This window comes from Pseudomonas sp. SJZ131 (genome assembly GCF_007828705.1).
Taxonomy (GTDB): Bacteria; Pseudomonadota; Gammaproteobacteria; order Pseudomonadales; family Pseudomonadaceae; genus Aquipseudomonas; species Aquipseudomonas prosekii.
Map to the genome: position 1 here is coordinate 575,085 of NZ_VIVC01000001.1, position 16,702 is coordinate 591,786.

Sequence of the window (16,702 nt, forward strand, 5' to 3'; positions counted from 1 at the left end):
GCTTAAACCATAAAACCCTTAAGCCTGAACCACCGGAATATTAGCGTTCGCAGCAGCTTCGCGGAACTCCGCAATCTGATCGAAAGACAGATAACGGTAAACATCAGCCGCCATGCTATCGATCTTGCCAGCGTATTCCATGTACTCCTCGACGGTCGGCAGGCGACCCAGGATCGAAGCAACGGACGCCAGCTCAGCCGAAGCCAGGTAAACATTCGCGCCATCGCCCAGACGGTTCGGGAAGTTACGGGTCGACGTCGACACTACAGTCGAATTCGGCTCGACACGTGCCTGGTTACCCATGCACAGCGAGCAGCCCGGCATTTCCATGCGCGCGCCAGCCTTGCCGTAGATGCCGTAGTAGCCTTCCTCGGTCAACTGGTGAGCATCCATCTTGGTCGGCGGCGACAGCCACAGACGGGTTGGAAGCTGACCTTTGACCTGATCCAGCAACTTGCCGGCAGCGCGGAAGTGACCAATGTTGGTCATGCACGAACCGATAAACACTTCGTCGATCTTTTCGCCAGCAACGCTGGACAGCAGACGGGCGTCGTCCGGATCGTTTGGCGCGCAGAGCACAGGCTCTTTGATGTCGGCCAGATCGATTTCGATGATTTCAGCGTATTCGGCGTCAGCGTCGGCAACCATCAGCTCAGGGTTGGCAACCCAGGCTTCCATCGCTTGAGCGCGACGTTCCAGGGTACGTGGATCGCCGTAACCTTCACCGATCATCCAGCGCAGCAGGGTGATGTTGGAGTTCAGGTATTCGGTGATCGATTCTTTCGACAGCTTGATCGTGCAACCGGCAGCCGAACGTTCAGCCGAGGCGTCGGACAGCTCGAAAGCTTGCTCGATGCTCAGGTTGTCCAGGCCTTCGATTTCCAGGATGCGACCCGAGAAAGCGTTTTTCTTGCCTTTCTTCTCGACGGTCAGCAGGCCAGCCTGAATCGCGAAGTAAGGAATCGCGTGAACCAGGTCACGCAGGGTAACGCCCGGTTGCATCTTGCCTTTGAAGCGCACCAGGATCGATTCCGGCATGTCCAGCGGCATAACGCCGGTGGCTGCAGCAAATGCGACCAGACCGGAACCGGCCGGGAACGAAATGCCCATCGGGAAACGGGTGTGCGAGTCACCACCGGTGCCGACAGTGTCAGGCAGCAGCATGCGGTTCAGCCACGAGTGGATGATGCCGTCGCCCGGACGCAGGGAAACGCCGCCGCGGGTCATGATGAAGTCTGGCAGGGTGTGGTGGGTGGTCACGTCGATCGGCTTTGGATAGGCCGCGGTGTGGCAGAAAGACTGCATCACCAGATCGGTCGAGAAGCCCAGGCACGCGAGGTCTTTCAGTTCGTCACGGGTCATTGGACCGGTGGTGTCCTGAGAGCCGACGGTGGTCATTTTCGGTTCGCAGTAGGTGCCAGGACGCACACCTTTGCCTTCCGGCAGACCGCACGCCTTGCCGACCATTTTCTGTGCCAGGGTGAAACCCTTGCCAGTGTCGACAGGTGCTTCAGGCAGTTTGAACAGGTCGGTTGGGCCCAGGCCCAGCTCGGCACGTGCCTTGTCGGTCAAGCCGCGACCGATGATCAGCGGGATACGGCCGCCGGCACGCACTTCGTCCAACAGCACTGGCGTCTTCATTTCGAAGGTGGTCAGGACTTCGTCGGTGCCGTGTTTGCAGACTTTGCCAGCATGCGGGTACAGGTCGATCACGTCGCCCATGTGCATGTTGGTGACGTCGAATTCGATTGGCAGGGCGCCGGCATCTTCCATGGTGTTGTAGAAGATCGGAGCGATTTTGCTGCCGAAGCAGAAACCGCCGGCACGCTTGTTCGGCACGTGCGGAACGTCGTCGCCGAAGAACCACAGTACGGAGTTGGTTGCCGATTTACGCGACGAACCGGTGCCGACCACGTCGCCGACGTAGGCGATCGGGAAGCCTTGACCGCGCATTTCTTCGATCTGCTTCATCGGGCCAGTCACGCCTTGGACGTCAGGCACGATGCCTTCGCGGGCCATTTTCAGCATGGCCAGGGCGTGCAGCGGGATGTCCGGGCGGGACCAGGCGTCCGGGGCAGGGGAGAGGTCGTCAGTGTTGGTTTCGCCGGTGACCTTGAACACGCGCAGGCTGATCTTGTCGGCCAGGGTCGGACGGTTTTTGAACCACTCGCCGTCAGCCCAGGACTGCAAAACGCCTTTGGCGTGTTCGTTGCCGTTCTTGGCTTTTTCCGCCACGTCGTGGAACGCGTCGAACATCAGCAGGGTGTGCTTGAGTTGCGCAGCAGCGACCGGGGCCAGTTCGGCGTCGTCGAGCAGCTCAACCAGGGTCACGATGTTGTAGCCGCCCTGCATGGTGCCGAGCAGTTCAACAGCGCGTTTTTTGTCGATCAGAGGGGAGGTTGCTTCGCCCTTGGCCAGGGCGGACAGGAAACCGGCCTTTACATAGGCGGCTTCGTCCACGCCAGGTGGAATGCGATTGGTGATCAGGTCAACGAGGAAAGCTTCTTCGCCAGCCGGGGGATTCTTCAGCAGCTCGACCAGGCCTGCAGTTTGTTCGGCGTTTAGCGGCTGGGGAACAATACCCAGTGCTGCACGCTCTTCGATATGTTTGCGGTAGGCTTCAAGCACAGTTATTACCCTCATCAGTGGTCCCAAATGGGTGTCCGGGACGCTCATCCCGAAATTGCCGTACTCATGCGCTGCATGGCGTTGTGGGCCACTTAGCCAGAATTACCGGCAATTCCTTACAGAAGCTGCTTTCAAAGTTTTACGCCTGCAGAACGGGGAGCTGATGAGGGTTGGCGTAGAGCTTTTCCCCGCTGGAAAAACCCTTCGCCAACACCGCTCTGAAGGAACGACTGTGCTCGTGACGCTTTGAAAACAGCTTCAAACGGACATTGGCGCCTTAAAAGGCTGGCTGATTCTACGGCAAAAAAAATATAAACGTAAGTTAGCCCCTGAACTTTGAGGGGTGATGAATGTTAGACAAAGGGCTAACATGCCGACCTGTTCTGCTTTCCCGTGTTTTGCCTACCTATGCCCAATCAGACCATCAAAACCCCCTGCGTCGGCCTCTGTTCCACCGTTTACGGTGACCTGGTGTGCCGTGGCTGCAAGCGTTTCCACCATGAAGTGATCAATTGGAATGGTTACAACGAGGAGGAAAAACGCGCGGTGTGGCTGCGTCTGGAGCAATTGTTGTCGCAGGTGATGGCGAGCAAGCTCGAAGTGTTCGACCCGCAGCGCCTGCGCTTGCAGCTCGAACAGCGCAAGATCCGCTTTGTGCCGCATCAGTCGGAATATTGCTGGGCCTATCAGTTGATTGCTCGCGGAGCGCGGGTCATCAACAACCTGGAGGCTTACGGGATGGTACTGATGCCGGAGTTTCGCGACTGGAACCTGCCGGAATTGCGCGATGCGATTGATCGGGAGTTTTTTCTGCTGTCGGAGGCGCATTACCAGCGTTATATCGCGCCAGGCTTTTTGAAAGACGCGTTCGGCGGTTAAAGCTTAAAAGCATCGCGAGCAAGCTCGCTCCCACATTGGATCTGTGGCGTTCACAACAGTTGTGATCAACACATACCCTGTGGGAGCGAGGCTTGCCCGCGAAGGCGTCCATCCAGACGCCACACAATCTCAATGCTGCGTAACAATCTCCTCCAGATGATCCATGATCGTGTCCGGTTTCAGCACCAGCACATCACTCTCCACCGCATCCAGCACCACTTCCGCAGTATTGCCGATCAACGCCCCGGACAACCCCGACCGCGCCACTGTGCCGATCACCGTCACCGCAGCTTGCAGTTTGTGCACCATGAACGGAATCAGCACATCCGCCGGACCTTCTTCGATATGCAGGTGATCGTCGTCGATATCGAATTCGGCCTGGAACGCCTTGCACTGCTCGCGATAGCGCGCCTGAATGGTTTCGCTGAGTTGCAGCGTCGGGTCGGTGGCCGACAGCATTGGTGAGGGATGCGCGCTGATCACATGCAATTTCGCCTTGGCCAGACTCGCAATGTCGTAGCCGTGATCGACGATGCACGCGTGCAACGTGCGGTGTTCGCCGTCGGTATTGCCGACATCGATGGCCGCCAGAATCACCCCGCCGGTCCACGGTTTGGCGGTTTTGACCAGCAACACCGGGGTCGGGCAGTAGCGCAGCAGTTTCCAGTCGGCCGGGGTCAGCAGGGCCTTTTTCAGCGGGCTGTCGGGGTAATGCTGTTTGATCACCAGTCCGCAGCCCTCGGCTTGCTGCACATCGACGATGGTTTCGTGCAGGCTCTCGTTCCACGCCTGCTCGGTGGTGACGCTGTAGCCTTCCTCGAGCGCGGCTTGTTTGAGCTCGCGCAGGTGTTCGGAATGATCATGCTTCTTGTCGCACACCAGCAAATGCAAATGCGCCTGGGTCACGCCCGCAATCAATTTGGCGCGGCGCAGCGCCAGGCTTTCGTCCGGGGACGGTTCGATGACCACCAGAATGCTGCGAATGGCTTGCATGAGCGGGATCTCCAGAAAGTGAAAGGCATTGCGTTGGACAACTATAGTTGCTGCCCGCCAACACGGGACTTGATGCATATCAACGGCAGCGGCTGGTGGTCTGCGGGCAGGCCGGTATAATCGGCGCCCTTCGTTTTGAACCCTTTATCCGTGAGCCCCATGATCCTTCCCGAAATTCACGAATTCCTCGGTTGCCGCACCCCCGACGGCTGGGTCCAGGCCGCGCTGGCCGATCAGGACACGCTGCTGATCGACCACAAGAACTGCGAATTCAAGGCCGCCAGCACGGCGTTGAGCCTGATCGCCAAGTACCACTCCCACGTCGATCTGATCAATTTGATGTCGCGCCTCGCGCGTGAAGAACTGGTGCACCACGAGCAAGTCATGCGTTTGATGAAAAAACGCAAGGTCGAGCTGCGCCAACTGTCCGCCGGGCGTTACGCCTCGGGCCTGCGCAAAGTTGTGCGCAGCCACGAGCCGGTGAAACTGGTGGATACGCTGGTGGTGGGAGCGTTTATCGAGGCGCGCAGTTGCGAGCGTTTCGAGGCGCTGGTGCCGCATCTGGATGAAGAGTTGGGCAAATTCTATTTCGGCCTGCTGAAAAGCGAGGCGCGGCATTTTCAGGGTTATCTGAAACTGGCTTACCAGTACGGTGACGCCAAGGACATCGCCCAGGTCATCGAGCGCGTGCGCGCGGCAGAGCAGGAATTGATCGAATCGCCGGACGTGGAATTCCGTTTCCACAGCGGCGTGCCAACCGCTGCCTGACCCGCGTTTGATTGAACTGATCGCTCCTGCGCTCTGCGTGGGAACGATGATCATTCGGCGCGTTGACGCCAGAACACGCTCAGGCAACGGGTTGCCTGGCTAAGTGCACAGGGTTTGTGGGCGCCTGTTTGCCGAGTATCAGCGAGTCAGGCCCAACCGCTCATGCCACTGCGCAATCGACTCTTCGGGGTAGACATCAAATACCTTGTCCTCGGGGCGAACCCTGGCCTCGACCCACGGCGCTTTCGAACTCAGCATCAAATGCGTGTGCTCTGGCGGCACTGGCAGCGGGGTGTCGATGGCCGAGGCGAACGGATGAATCAGCTCCGGCCATTCCGGGCTGAACAGCCACAACCCGCTGCCGCATACCGAGCAAAAATGCCGCTCGGCGGTGCTGGTATGCGCGCGTTTGGCGCCGTCCTCCTTGAGTCGTGCATGGTAGATCGCGATGTGTTTGCGCCCGCGCACTTTCAGGCTGTTGGCGTCGCCGCTGATGTTGATCGCGTAGCCGCCACCGCCCTGGGTCTTGCGACAGATCGAGCAATAACAACGCTGATACGGATAGGGATGGGCGCTGGTCAAATCGAACGATACCGCGCCGCAATGGCAGGAACCTTCGAGCTGCATGGAAACCTCCGACTGTGCTTGATCGATTCAAGACAGCCTAGACCCTCAGCGATTTTCCACCGGCACCAGAATCGCGTCGCCCGTCGCCACCTGTACGCACACAAATCCCTGTAGGAGCGAGCCTGCTCGCGATGGCTCCCTAACAGCCGACCGAGTTCTCCCAGATGTACAAGGATCCAAATGTGGGAGTGAGCCTGCTCGCGATAGCTCTCTATCAGCCAACCTGTTCTTGTCGGATGTACATATCCATTCCTGCGGTCACGGCGGCATTGGGTTTCGCTCTTACAGCGAGTCACTTTCGAGAAGCGCGAAAGTAACCAAAGCGCTCTTGCCCCTTTCGTTCGGTGCCTCGCCCAGGCTTGGCATGCCCTCGCTCCGGTCCTGCTCCGTGGGCCCGCCGCCATCGGCCATCCCTGGCCGGGGGCGGCTAACCCGGCATCCTTGCCGGGTTGCCCACTGCGCAGAACCTGCGCTCGGCCTCACGAGGGGGCGGGCACCGCCACAGCGCCGCGAGGCGGCCTGATAGCCGACCTATTCTCCCTGCTGTGCGCAATCCCTGTAGGAGTGAGCCTGCTCGCGATAGCTCCCTGACAGCCCACCCCTTTCTCCCAGAATTACAAAAACCAAAATGTGGGAGCGAGCTTGCTCGCGATAGCTGCGGCACATCCAACAATAACGCTGGCTGACACGCCGCTTTCGCGAGCAAGCTCGCTCCCACAGGTAATTTGCGCCGCCCAGAAGTTACGTGCCCAACACCACTCAAATGTAGAAGTGAGCCTGCTCGCGAACAACGATGACGCCGTCTACCTGGCTGGCACTCGCCACAGGTACCACGCTGCGACTGTCCGATAGGGCGTCCAGTCCAAACCGATTTCGATCATCTGCTTGCGGGTCGGCTGCACCGCCAGGCCCTTCATGCGCCGGTAGCCCTCGCGTACGCCGAAGTCATCCGCCGGCAGGATATCCGGGCGCTCCAGGCTGTAGATCAGCAGCATCTCCACGGTCCAGCGGCCGACGCCGCGCAGCGTGATCAGCCGCTCGATCAGCATTTCATCGTCCATCGCCAGCGCCGTCGGGTAATCCGGCACCACGCCGTCCAGCGTTGCCTGGGCGATGCCTTGGATGGTTGCAATCTTGCTCGCCGAGAACCCGCAACTGCGCATCTGCGCAAAGTCAGTCGCCAGAATCTGCTCGGGCCGGGGAAAGGCATCGTCCGGGAACAATGCGCGGAGTCGGCCGACAATCGCGTCGCCCGCCTTGGCGTGCAGTTGCTGGTAGGCAATCGCCCGCACCAGCGATTCATAGGGATCGCGTGCCGGGTGCGGTTGATGCAGGCACGGCCCGACGGCGGCGATGTGCCGTCGCCAGTCGTCATCGATCAATGCCAGAAACTCGCTGGCTGGCTGATAAATGTCGGTCATGCCACTCAGCGCGGTCCCAGCAGGTTGTTGACTTCGCCATAGCTGAACGCGCGCAAATCGCGGCTGTCGAGCTTGCCGGTTTCAAGAAAACTTTTCGCCAGCCCGGCCATCGCGCCATAGAGAAATTCGGCGATGCTCGACCCGGCGCTCAAGCGCCGCACGCCAAGGGTTTTCAGCACGTCGGGCGCAGGCAGATTCGCGAGGCCGAGCACGTTGACCGGCAACGAAGTGCCTTGGCAAATCGCCGCAATTTCGTATTCCGCGGTCGCTCCCGCCGCGAACAAGCCGTCCGCGCCAGCCGCTTGATACAGCGCCGCACGCCTGAGCGTTTCGGCGACACGTTCCTCGGCAGGCACCAGAGCTTTTAGGTAGACATCGGTGCGTGCGTTGATAAACAGCTTGATGCCGCGCCGTTGCGCCACTTGCCGGGCGACTTCGATCTTGCGCACCAGCACCTGCGGCGACGACGCCCCGTCCTCGATGTTGATGCCCACCGCACCGGCCGCGAGCACCGCTTCGACCACCTCGGCGACCCGCGTCAAGTCATCGGAATATCCGGCCTCGATGTCCACGGTCAACGGCACGCGAATCACCCGCGCGATGGATTCCACCGTCGACACCAGGCGTTCGAGCGGCAGCGCGTTGCCGTCCGGATAACCGTGGGCCCAGGCTACCGCTGCGCTGCTGGTGGCCACCGCTTTACTGCCCAATTGCTCGACCAGCCGCGCCCCGGCGGCATCGGCGACGTTGGTGAGGATCAGCAAACCGTGCTGATGCAGGTTGTGCAATTGCTGGTCGAGCGCTTCCATCGAATGTCCTTCTCTTTGAAATGATCAGAATGCCAAGGGTTGAGTCAGCTGTACTGCCGCGTTTTCCAGCCTGAGCAAAAACGCTTTTCGCGGCTGCCCGCCACCATACCCGGTCAGCGAGCCGTCGGCGCCGATCACCCGATGGCAGGGCAGCACGATTGACAGCCGATTATGCCCATTGGCCAAACCCACGGCGCGGCTGGCGCCGGGTTTGCCCAGCCGGGCGGCGATGGCGCTGTAAGTGCTGGTCTGGCCGTAGGGGATTTGCGCCAGTTCGGCCCAGACCTGCCGGGCAAACTCGCTGCCCGGTGTATGCAAAGGCACGGTAAAGGCTTGCAACTGGCCGGCGAAATACTGCGCCAGTTCGGTCTCGATCAGGCGCAAATGTGCGTTGTGCCCCGGCGCGACGGCGTAGCCATAACGCTGCTGCAACTGTTCGATTTCGCGGGTGAGCGCCGGCCGATCGAGAAACTCCAGCAACACCAGACCGCGCCGCTCGGCCATGGCGATCATCGGCCCCAGCGGCGTAGTCAGGCGGGTGAACAGCAACGGCTCGCTGTTGGCCGCGCGGCCCGGTGTGACGTGAAAAGACTTCTGAAACGCCTCGCGAAAACCGCTCAGGGATTCATAACCGGAATCGAACGCGACGTTGTCGATCGATTCGCCTTGTTTGATTCCACCGAGCGCCATGCCGAGCCGGCGGGTGCGTAGCCACGCGTGGAAGGTCATGCCGAAATGCTGCTTGAACCAGCGACGCAATTTCAGCGGCTCGATGCCCTCGACGTGCAGCTGCGCATCGCTCCAGCGCTGCTCCGGTTCGGCATCGACCAGGCTCAGCAAACGTTGCACCCAATCCGGCGCGATCGCTGCGGCGTCCAGCGGTTTGCAGCGCAGACAGGCGCGGTAACCGGCGGACATGCACTCGTCGGCGTGGGCGAAGAACTCGACGTTCTCCGGTTTCGGTTTGCGCGCGGTGCAACTCGGCCGGCAGAAAATCCCGGTGGTTTTGACCGCGGTAAAAAATACCCCTTCGTACGCGGTGTCGCGTTCAAGCATGGCGCGAACCATCTCGGCGTGGGGCGGCAGAGCAGCGTTTTGTAGGTTCATGGGCAGAGCATAGGTCCGCGCGTGCGGCGCCTCCACCGGTAAATCGACAGAGAATTGGCCGAGGGCAGTTTTGTTCAATACAGGCCCGCGTGTGCGCCCTAACGTGGGCGCCGGTTCAGTTGAATTGAAGAAGGTCGGTGATGAGTCTGATTATTTCCATGGCGGCGTTTGCCCTGGTCGCGTCGATAACGCCGGGGCCGGTGAACATTGTTGCGTTGAGTTCCGGCGCGCGGTACGGCTTTCGGGCCAGTCAGCGGCATGTGGCGGGGGCGACGCTGGGGTTTGTGCTGTTGCTGGTGTTGATGGGCCTGGGGCTGCATGAATTGCTGGAAATCTGGCCGGGGCTGACGCAAGTGGTCCAGTGGGCCGGGGTGGCGTTTCTGTTGTTTATGGCGTTCAAACTGGCAAGCGATGACGGCCAGGTGAATGCCAAGGATTCGGGACGGGCACCGTCGATGTTGTATGGCGCGTTGATGCAATGGCTGAATCCGAAAGCCTGGCTGGCCTGCGTCGCGGGGATGGGCGCGTTTGTCGCCAATGGCGAGGCGCGGCTGATCTGGCAGTTTGCCGCGGTGTATCTGGTGATTTGTTATGTGTCGGTCGGTTGCTGGGCGTATGCCGGGACATTCTTGCGCGGGTATCTGAATAACCCGGCAGGCATGCGTTTGTTCAATCGGAGCATGGCGTTATTGCTGGCGGGCAGTGCGGCGTATTTGCTGTGGGCGTGACGTTTGAACATTGAACCGTGCCCCGTCAAGCGGAGCACGGAATAGACGTCAACGAATTCCGCTGAGCGAATCAACCACGTCTCGTGGCAGCGGTATAAATCGACCCGCCCTTAATTGACTGATCGCGTAGAGCGCACTGGCGGTTCGACCATTGCCATCGCCAAATGCCTGGAAACCGATCACGGCAGCGAGCAACTGTTTGTCAAAATGCTGATGGGTGGCCTCGAGGATTTTCAGATGCTGTTCCATCAGGGCATATCCGGCGATGCTGCTGCCATACTTCGTTTCGAAGCCTACTCCACGAAATCGTCCCACGTCTTCAGGGGCAACTCTTTTGTGGATTTGCGTGATGACTGCCGGGTCAGTGAGGGAATGTTTATTGCCCGCGTACTCACGCAGCACCGTTACGAAGTTGTCGAAGTCGCTGGCTTGAGATGTCGCGCCGTTGACCATCCAGGCTGCGGCTCGCTGTGCCGGGTCGGTGAAGCCTCGGGGGTTGAAAACTGCTTCCGGCAGAATGGCATCGTACGGCGCTTTGTTCAGATCGAGTTTCAACAAGCCTTGTTGATGATTCGTCAGGAAAATGGCTTTTTTGGTTTCCATCTCGGCGACGTCGCCCAACAGCTCTGCGTATTTTGTTGCTGAGTAGGTCTCTCCTGTGTAACGGACGCCGAACATCGCGATAGTTGCACTTATCAGCTCTTCAACTGAATCCTTGCCGATGAGCGCCCCCAACGCTTGCACATTCTGTTGTTGGAGTGCGGCGTCTCTGGCGGCAGTGTTGAACAAGTGCTGTAACTCGGCGGGATCGGCACTCTTGGGGAATGGGATGTTTTTGTCGCTCAGCCGCGCCACGACGTGTTCCAGTGCTGTGATGCTGTCATCTTTGAACAGCACGCGCGCCAGCGAAACAGTGTCCAGCGACTTGCGGATTTGTGCGGCCGCCCCGGTGTGATCGATAGCGCGCGGCAAGTTGTAGGCGTTGGCGCCGGTCAGTCGATGCAGCTGGCCCCGGACAATCTGAGCTGACGTTACAGCATGCCCGGCCAATTTGATTGCACCTCGGCCAATCAACTTCAGGCCACCGTTGATCAGCGTCGGTAAGCCGTCCACCGGGTTGAACAGTGAAGCGACGGTGCGTGCGCCAATTCTGGAAGCGGACAACAACTTGGTCGCCAGTGAAGCAGTCTTGCCAACAGCCTTGGCCACTTGCGCCGGAACACTGGCAAAGACAAATGCAATAACCGTTGCATCCATTACGCAATTGGCGATGGCATCGCGCTGGCGTGCCGGCACGCCGGAGGACAAGCCTTCGATGCATTCCTTGAACGGAATGATCAGATTCAGCAGCGCGTTGAAGATTGTGTCGAATTTTTCCGACGCCAGCTCTTGTGCGGTGCTGTCGCGGCCCATGTCTGCCAGTTCACCTTCGGTAAGAAAGGGGTGTTGCTGGGCGATGGAATCACTGATCGCTTTAATGTGATCGGAGTCGAAGTAGGCCATTGGTTTATCGGATAGGCCTGGCTGTAGGGAGCCCTCGAATTCAGCTATTTTGCGCACGTACACCGCCGAAGTTGCGTCACTGCGAGGCACGCTGTTTTTGAAGTAGGCGTCCATGTCCAGTGGCGTATCGAGAATGCCATTGTCTTCGACGAAGTTGCTTCGGGTGCTGCCGACCGGTTCCTGCGCAAACAGGAACTTGCCCACAGTGTCCCTGAGTTCGATCCGCGTGCGGCATTGCGAACGTAATGGGAACAACTCATAGCATCGAACCAGGACACCGTTCAGTTCGGCGCAGATGATGACGCCGTACCGGCCTGTTCGCTCGCGTGTCGCTTGTGGAATTGATCCGGCAGAATGATGCGGTTTGAAGGCCTCTACGCGATAAATGCCCAGTCGGCCCTTTTCGATAAATCTGCGGTCGGATTCGACCATTTGTGAAAACACATAGCGGATGGTGGTCGACAGTCCCTCTTTCAGATCGTTGTAATGGTTATGGATGGCCGTTTCGTAAAGATCTGAAACCGGCAGCAGGTCTTTCAGTCTGGGGAATTGCGCATAGATGTCGCGCCCCCTGAGCCGCCCCCAGTCCTGGGTATGCAACTGGTCACTCATGTACAAATCCAGCACCGAAACTTTGCGTCCGGCACCGCCGCCGGATCCGCGGTGCTTGACCAGCTGTTCGTGCGGATCACATTCCGGCACGTCGGCGGTCAGCTCCATCAAGGCAATGGCCTTGCGTCGGGGAATCGGGCGATTGATCGCGCCAAGCGCCCTGGACAGGGATTCGACATGGCGGTTGTAGGCATCAATGGCCGTGTTGATGACTTCAAGGCTCAGGTTGCCATCCGTATCGCGCTGGATCAGACCATTCATCAGCGCCCACGTCACGACCGGGTCAATGCCGGCCACCGCGTGCAACTCCTTGAGCTGCGGGGTGAAGCCAGAAACCGGGCTGAAACCGAGCAATTGTTGATAAGTCATATGCCGGGAAGCGCCCGGCACCAGGCTTTCCGCCAGGGCCACTGCCTGGCTGAGGATGACCCAGCCCGGCGTGCCAACCTTCAACGACGGGGGGATTTCGCGCACCAGATACTCCGGCGCCATGCCCGCCAACACCAGCTCCGCAACCAGTGGCGCGATGAGTCGATGCAGGTTGCAACGTTCAATCAAATGCGCCTCCAGGCCACTGCGGATAGCGGCGGGCGGGCGCTGAACATGCGCCGACGAGTAAATGTCGAATCCGCCAAAGCGCGTATTAGCCGTGTCAACTTCAGCATCGATGTCGAGCAGCACGGCGGCGATCAGCAGTTGCTCGATGAATGGCTGTGACGCCCTGGCGCCCGATTCATCGGCGAACCAACCCAGCGCATCAATATAATTCTGCCCGGTTTCATCCAGCAGCCGTGCATCGCTGATCAGCCGCTGCAAGCGATAGTCGAGACTGTGCGGCTGTTTGTCCGAGCCGGCGTTTTCCAGTACCAGCGAGGCGCCGAAGTAGTCGGCCAGAGGCATTTGGTTACCGGTGAGTTGCGCGCTGATACGACGAATAATCGCCCGGTTTTCTGCGGTTAGTCTGTACGGCGACGTTTCGGGAGCGTCCAGAAGTTGCCAGTAGTTGCCCGTGTCGGCGATTTGCGGAATAGCGGCGAAGTTGAGCAGATCAATCAATGATCGGGTGCTTTCTTCATCAACCGGAAGTGCGACGCTGTGAAAACGTAGCCACTGGCCTACTGAGATTCGATTATTGGAAGAAACGAATCCTCCCAAAGATTTTGCTACCCGGGACAGCAACTTGAGTTCTTTGTCGAAGTCATTGATGCCCACTACATGCGCGGTAAAGTCGACGCGCCCGAAGAAGCGATTGGAAATATATTCAGTGGGGTTGCCCGGGCGGCTGACAGTGCTGATATCTTCGCGAACATAAAACACCCGTGCGTTTTGATCAACATGGAAACTGGCATTTTCGGCAATCGATTGCTGCGCGCGAATTTCAAGAAACTCTGGATGGCGTACCAGTTGTGACAGATGAAAAGCGCCTTTTTGATGAATTTCGTAGAAAGCCGACTGAGCGATGCAATCAACGGCGAGTAAATCCCAAGGCCACGCTAATGTAGTGCGAATGTAATCGTCGTCCATGGCGTTGGTCAATGCTTCGATAATGGCAAGACGTTGAAGTGCATCGCCTGTCGTTGCAGTGGCCTGATCGTGCAATTGCATGATTGAAGTTCCATCTTTCAAGTGGGTTGGGCGTTCCTCTGGTTACTCGGAACTTGCGCAACAAACTAATTGAAGAGGTGGGCAGTGTCAGTTTTGCTGTATGTCTTTATGTGAGTGAAGACGGGTGATCAAGTTGCAGGCGTTTAGCGCTGGCTAGTTTGGCCATATATTGCAACTTGTAAATTCCAAAGTTGCGCGAGAGTTAATGTTGAGTTGACGGCAGTAGGCCACGTCAACCGCGATATTGCCCAGGCGTCGCTGCCAGATGTTGTTTGAATACTCGCTGAAAGTGCGCCTGATCTGCAAAACCAGCCGCAATCGCTACATCGGCAATCAACTTACCGTTGCGCAATTGCTCTTGGGCAAACTGAATGCGTTGATTCAACAAAAATGCGTGCGGCGTCATGCCGTAATGTTGCTTGAACGCGCGGATCAGATAGGACGGCGACAACTGCGCGGCCGCGCAAATGTCTTCCAGTTTGAGCAATTGCGTGCAGTGGTCGCGGATGTAATCAGCGGCGCGCTGCAGTTTGAAGTTTGGCTCGCGCAACGGTTGATCGATTGGATTGAGGCGCTGCTGCACATCCGTGAAAAATTCCACGGCAGCACTGTGTTTGCGCAGGATGTCTTGCTGTTCATCGACCAGCACGGCGTATAGATCACTCAGCCCGGCAAACAGGCTGGCGTCGTGCACATGAGTGGTAGCGAACCGGCGAAATTCCTGATCTTCGGCAAAACCCAATTGATGCTGCAAATCAGTCAGCCACGACGTCTCGACATAGAGCATCAGGTACGACCAGGGTTGGTCGTCGATCGGATTGCAGGCGTGTACATCGCCGGGATTCATCAGCACCACGGTGCCGGCGTTGACCTCGAAGTGCGCGTGCTCGTGGAGGTAAGTGCTGCGCCCGGCGGTGATCGCGCCGATCGAAAAGTGCGCGTGGGAATGCCGCGAATAGCAGACCTCGCGGCCATCGGCGATGGCCCGCGCCTCGATGAAGGGCAGGGCGTCGTCGCGCCAGAAGCGTGGGGCTTTGTCAGCGTGTTGAGCAACGGTGCGCGTCATCGTTGGCGTCCTCGGCAGGCCAGTGGCGCAGTGTATGGGTTCTGAGCGCGAAAGGCGCGAGGCGCAAGCTCGCAGAGATATCGGTGTGTACCGTTAGTCGCTAGACTTGCTGCCCCGAATTTGCCGCAAGGACGCTCAGCATCATGGTTGCCCCTCGTTTATCCGCCGTCAGCTGCCTGCTCGCCAGCCTGTTCACCAGCGCCAGTAATGCTGCGGCGGCTGAACCCCTGACCCTGCACCTCGCCGACCCGGCGCAGAAATACGCAATCGACGTGGTTTACCCGCAGGCGCCAACGCAAACCTTCGATGACGCTCCGGCGACCATCACCCTGCGCGACAAGGCCAGTGGCGCAGTGCTGCAACGCATCGAATCGGCCGAGGCGTTTGCCTTGTTCAAGCCCGGCAGCAACGAACTGGCGGCCGATCAGAACCTGCTGCTGTTCGGTGATTTCAATTTCGACGGCAAGCAAGACTTGGCCGTGCGCAACGGCAATTACGGCGGTTATGCCGAGCCTTCCTACGATATTTATCTGTCCGACCCCGAGAGCCCGACGCTGGTGCTGAACAAGGCTTTTTCGGCGCTGACCCGCGAACCGAATCTGGGGCTGTTTGGCGTGGACGCGGCGAGCAACCGGCTGATCACCCAATCGAAAAGCGGCTGCTGCTGGCGCCAGACCGGGACGTGGCAGCTTCAGGACAACCAGCCACTGATGATTGCCGAAACCATCAGAGTCGCGCAGCGACCATTGGAGGCAACGCCACTGATGCCGCTGGGTTACACCGACATCACCCAGCGCGACCTGGTCAACGGTCAGTGGGCTGAGCGCAACCATCTCGAAGGTCCTGAGGCGACGGCGCCGGTGATGGTGCGCGGCACGCTGAACGGCAAGATTGCCTTCGAACTGTGGTGGCAAGTGCAGGGCGCCGCGTATGTCGGTGAAGTGCGCTACCCGAAAAGCGGCAGCGGCCAGCCGATTCGGCTGATCGGCGGGCCGTATGAGGATGGCGCGGTGCTGCTGCATGAGTTGAACGAGGCGGGCGAAACCACCGGCGACTGGTATGTGCAGGGCGAGCCCAACCTGCACGGCGTCCAAGATGTCAGTTGGCACGGTCCGGCGGAAAAAATCCTCAGCGGCACTGGCCGGCCGACGGTGTTCAAAGTCGCGGCCACGGCGCTGCTGCCGGTGGTCGCCAGTCAACGCGAAGGACGCTACCTGGTGAACAACGCCGAGGAGCCGAGAACCGGCGAATTGATCCTGACAATACTGCCGTCCACCGACGCCAGCGGGGTCGAATTGGCCGACATCCACATGAGCATTCGCATCAGCAACGACCGGGTCTGGGAGCTCAATAAAAAACTGCCGTTGCAGGCCGGCAACCTGGTGATCGGCATGGACGACAAAAACGACTTCAGCTATCGCCTGCAACTGCTCAATGGTGCGATTCAGTTCCAGGCTTATGGCGATATCTACGAATTCAGTTCGGTCTTCGTCAAACAAAACCCATGACTGACCGAGATTGACTACGTGTAGTCGTTATGACTGTTGATAGCGTCATAACGACTACTCTGCGCGCGAGTCATATTGACTGCTCAGTATTCAAGTTATTGATTCATCGTCATTTTTTACCTGGCACGGCTTTTGAGTTACTGAAAGTAAATCTCAACCGCATCAGGAGTACGGAAAATGTTCGATTTCTTCAGCAATCCTCATAACGTTCTGCACCTGTCCAGCAAAGTGCTGGGTGTTGGCCTGATGCTGTTGCTCGTCGGCATCTACGGCGCTTACCTGCACAGCGGTTATCTGCCGATTGTGCTGTTGGTGACGCTGCACGCGATGACTATCGTCGGCCCGACGCTGCTGAAAATCGGCTACGTGATGCGCCTGCTCGCGCAACATCGGCTGAGCACCCACCTGATCGCTGTGGCTGCCTGATGCGCAATCTCACTGAAACAAC

Annotated in this window: 13 protein-coding genes; 5 read left to right on the forward strand and 8 right to left on the reverse strand. The window is 58.8% G+C overall.

Annotated features, from left to right (window positions below):
- Positions 1-18 precede the first annotated feature (18 nt).
- Positions 19-2,628, reverse strand: coding sequence for a bifunctional aconitate hydratase 2/2-methylisocitrate dehydratase (gene acnB / locus FBY12_RS02425; RefSeq protein WP_121733871.1), 2,610 nt, complete (start codon positions 2,626-2,628; stop codon positions 19-21).
- 408 nt (positions 2,629-3,036) lie between these two features.
- Here acnB and FBY12_RS02430 point away from each other — a divergent pair, with 408 nt between their 5' ends.
- Complete coding sequence (locus FBY12_RS02430) at positions 3,037-3,507, forward strand: DUF1289 domain-containing protein (RefSeq protein ID WP_008028699.1); 471 nt, start codon at positions 3,037-3,039, stop codon at positions 3,505-3,507.
- A 129-nt stretch (positions 3,508-3,636) separates the two neighbouring features.
- Here FBY12_RS02430 and FBY12_RS02435 read toward each other — a convergent pair whose 3' ends face one another.
- On the reverse strand, positions 3,637-4,500 hold the full coding sequence (locus FBY12_RS02435; protein ID WP_145250789.1) for a universal stress protein: 864 nt from the start codon (positions 4,498-4,500) through the stop codon (positions 3,637-3,639).
- 159 nt (positions 4,501-4,659) lie between these two features.
- On the opposite strand from FBY12_RS02435, the gene FBY12_RS02440 reads away from it, so the two are divergent.
- Positions 4,660-5,268 (forward strand): tRNA-(ms[2]io[6]A)-hydroxylase, encoded by a 609-nt coding sequence (locus FBY12_RS02440; RefSeq protein WP_145250792.1) that lies wholly within the window; start codon positions 4,660-4,662, stop codon positions 5,266-5,268.
- Between the two features lie 138 nt (positions 5,269-5,406).
- Here FBY12_RS02440 and FBY12_RS02445 read toward each other — a convergent pair whose 3' ends face one another.
- From FBY12_RS02445 to FBY12_RS02465, 4 genes are all read right to left on the reverse strand, one after another.
- A complete protein-coding gene (locus tag FBY12_RS02445; protein WP_145250795.1) occupies positions 5,407-5,895 on the reverse strand; it encodes a GFA family protein in 489 nt (162 codons plus the stop codon).
- Positions 5,896-6,698: 803 nt separating this feature from the next.
- Positions 6,699-7,316: a DNA-3-methyladenine glycosylase gene (locus FBY12_RS02455; RefSeq protein ID WP_145250798.1), complete on the reverse strand. Its 618-nt coding sequence runs from the start codon at positions 7,314-7,316 to the stop codon at positions 6,699-6,701.
- Positions 7,317-7,321: 5 nt separating this feature from the next.
- Positions 7,322-8,125, reverse strand: coding sequence for an isocitrate lyase/phosphoenolpyruvate mutase family protein (locus tag FBY12_RS02460; protein WP_145250801.1), 804 nt, complete (start codon positions 8,123-8,125; stop codon positions 7,322-7,324).
- A gap of 24 nt (positions 8,126-8,149) precedes the next feature.
- Complete coding sequence (locus FBY12_RS02465) at positions 8,150-9,232, reverse strand: bifunctional transcriptional activator/DNA repair enzyme AdaA (protein WP_145250803.1); 1,083 nt, start codon at positions 9,230-9,232, stop codon at positions 8,150-8,152.
- A gap of 140 nt (positions 9,233-9,372) precedes the next feature.
- Between FBY12_RS02465 and FBY12_RS02470 the strand changes: the two genes are divergently transcribed.
- Complete coding sequence (locus FBY12_RS02470) at positions 9,373-9,960, forward strand: LysE family translocator (RefSeq protein WP_145250806.1); 588 nt, start codon at positions 9,373-9,375, stop codon at positions 9,958-9,960.
- 48 nt (positions 9,961-10,008) lie between these two features.
- On the opposite strand, the gene FBY12_RS02475 is transcribed toward FBY12_RS02470, so the two are convergent.
- Together FBY12_RS02475 and FBY12_RS02480 are read right to left on the reverse strand one after the other, a co-directional pair.
- On the reverse strand, positions 10,009-13,680 hold the full coding sequence (locus FBY12_RS02475) for a hypothetical protein (RefSeq protein WP_145250809.1): 3,672 nt from the start codon (positions 13,678-13,680) through the stop codon (positions 10,009-10,011).
- A 232-nt stretch (positions 13,681-13,912) separates the two neighbouring features.
- On the reverse strand, positions 13,913-14,746 hold the full coding sequence (locus FBY12_RS02480) for an AraC family transcriptional regulator (protein WP_145250812.1): 834 nt from the start codon (positions 14,744-14,746) through the stop codon (positions 13,913-13,915).
- 143 nt (positions 14,747-14,889) lie between these two features.
- Here FBY12_RS02480 and FBY12_RS02485 point away from each other — a divergent pair, with 143 nt between their 5' ends.
- On the forward strand, positions 14,890-16,254 hold the full coding sequence (locus FBY12_RS02485; RefSeq protein ID WP_145250815.1) for an FG-GAP repeat protein: 1,365 nt from the start codon (positions 14,890-14,892) through the stop codon (positions 16,252-16,254).
- Between the two features lie 177 nt (positions 16,255-16,431).
- Entirely contained in the window at positions 16,432-16,680 is a 249-nt protein-coding gene (locus FBY12_RS02490; RefSeq protein WP_145250818.1) for a transmembrane sensor/regulator PpyR, read from the forward strand.
- Positions 16,681-16,702: the final 22 nt, after the last annotated feature.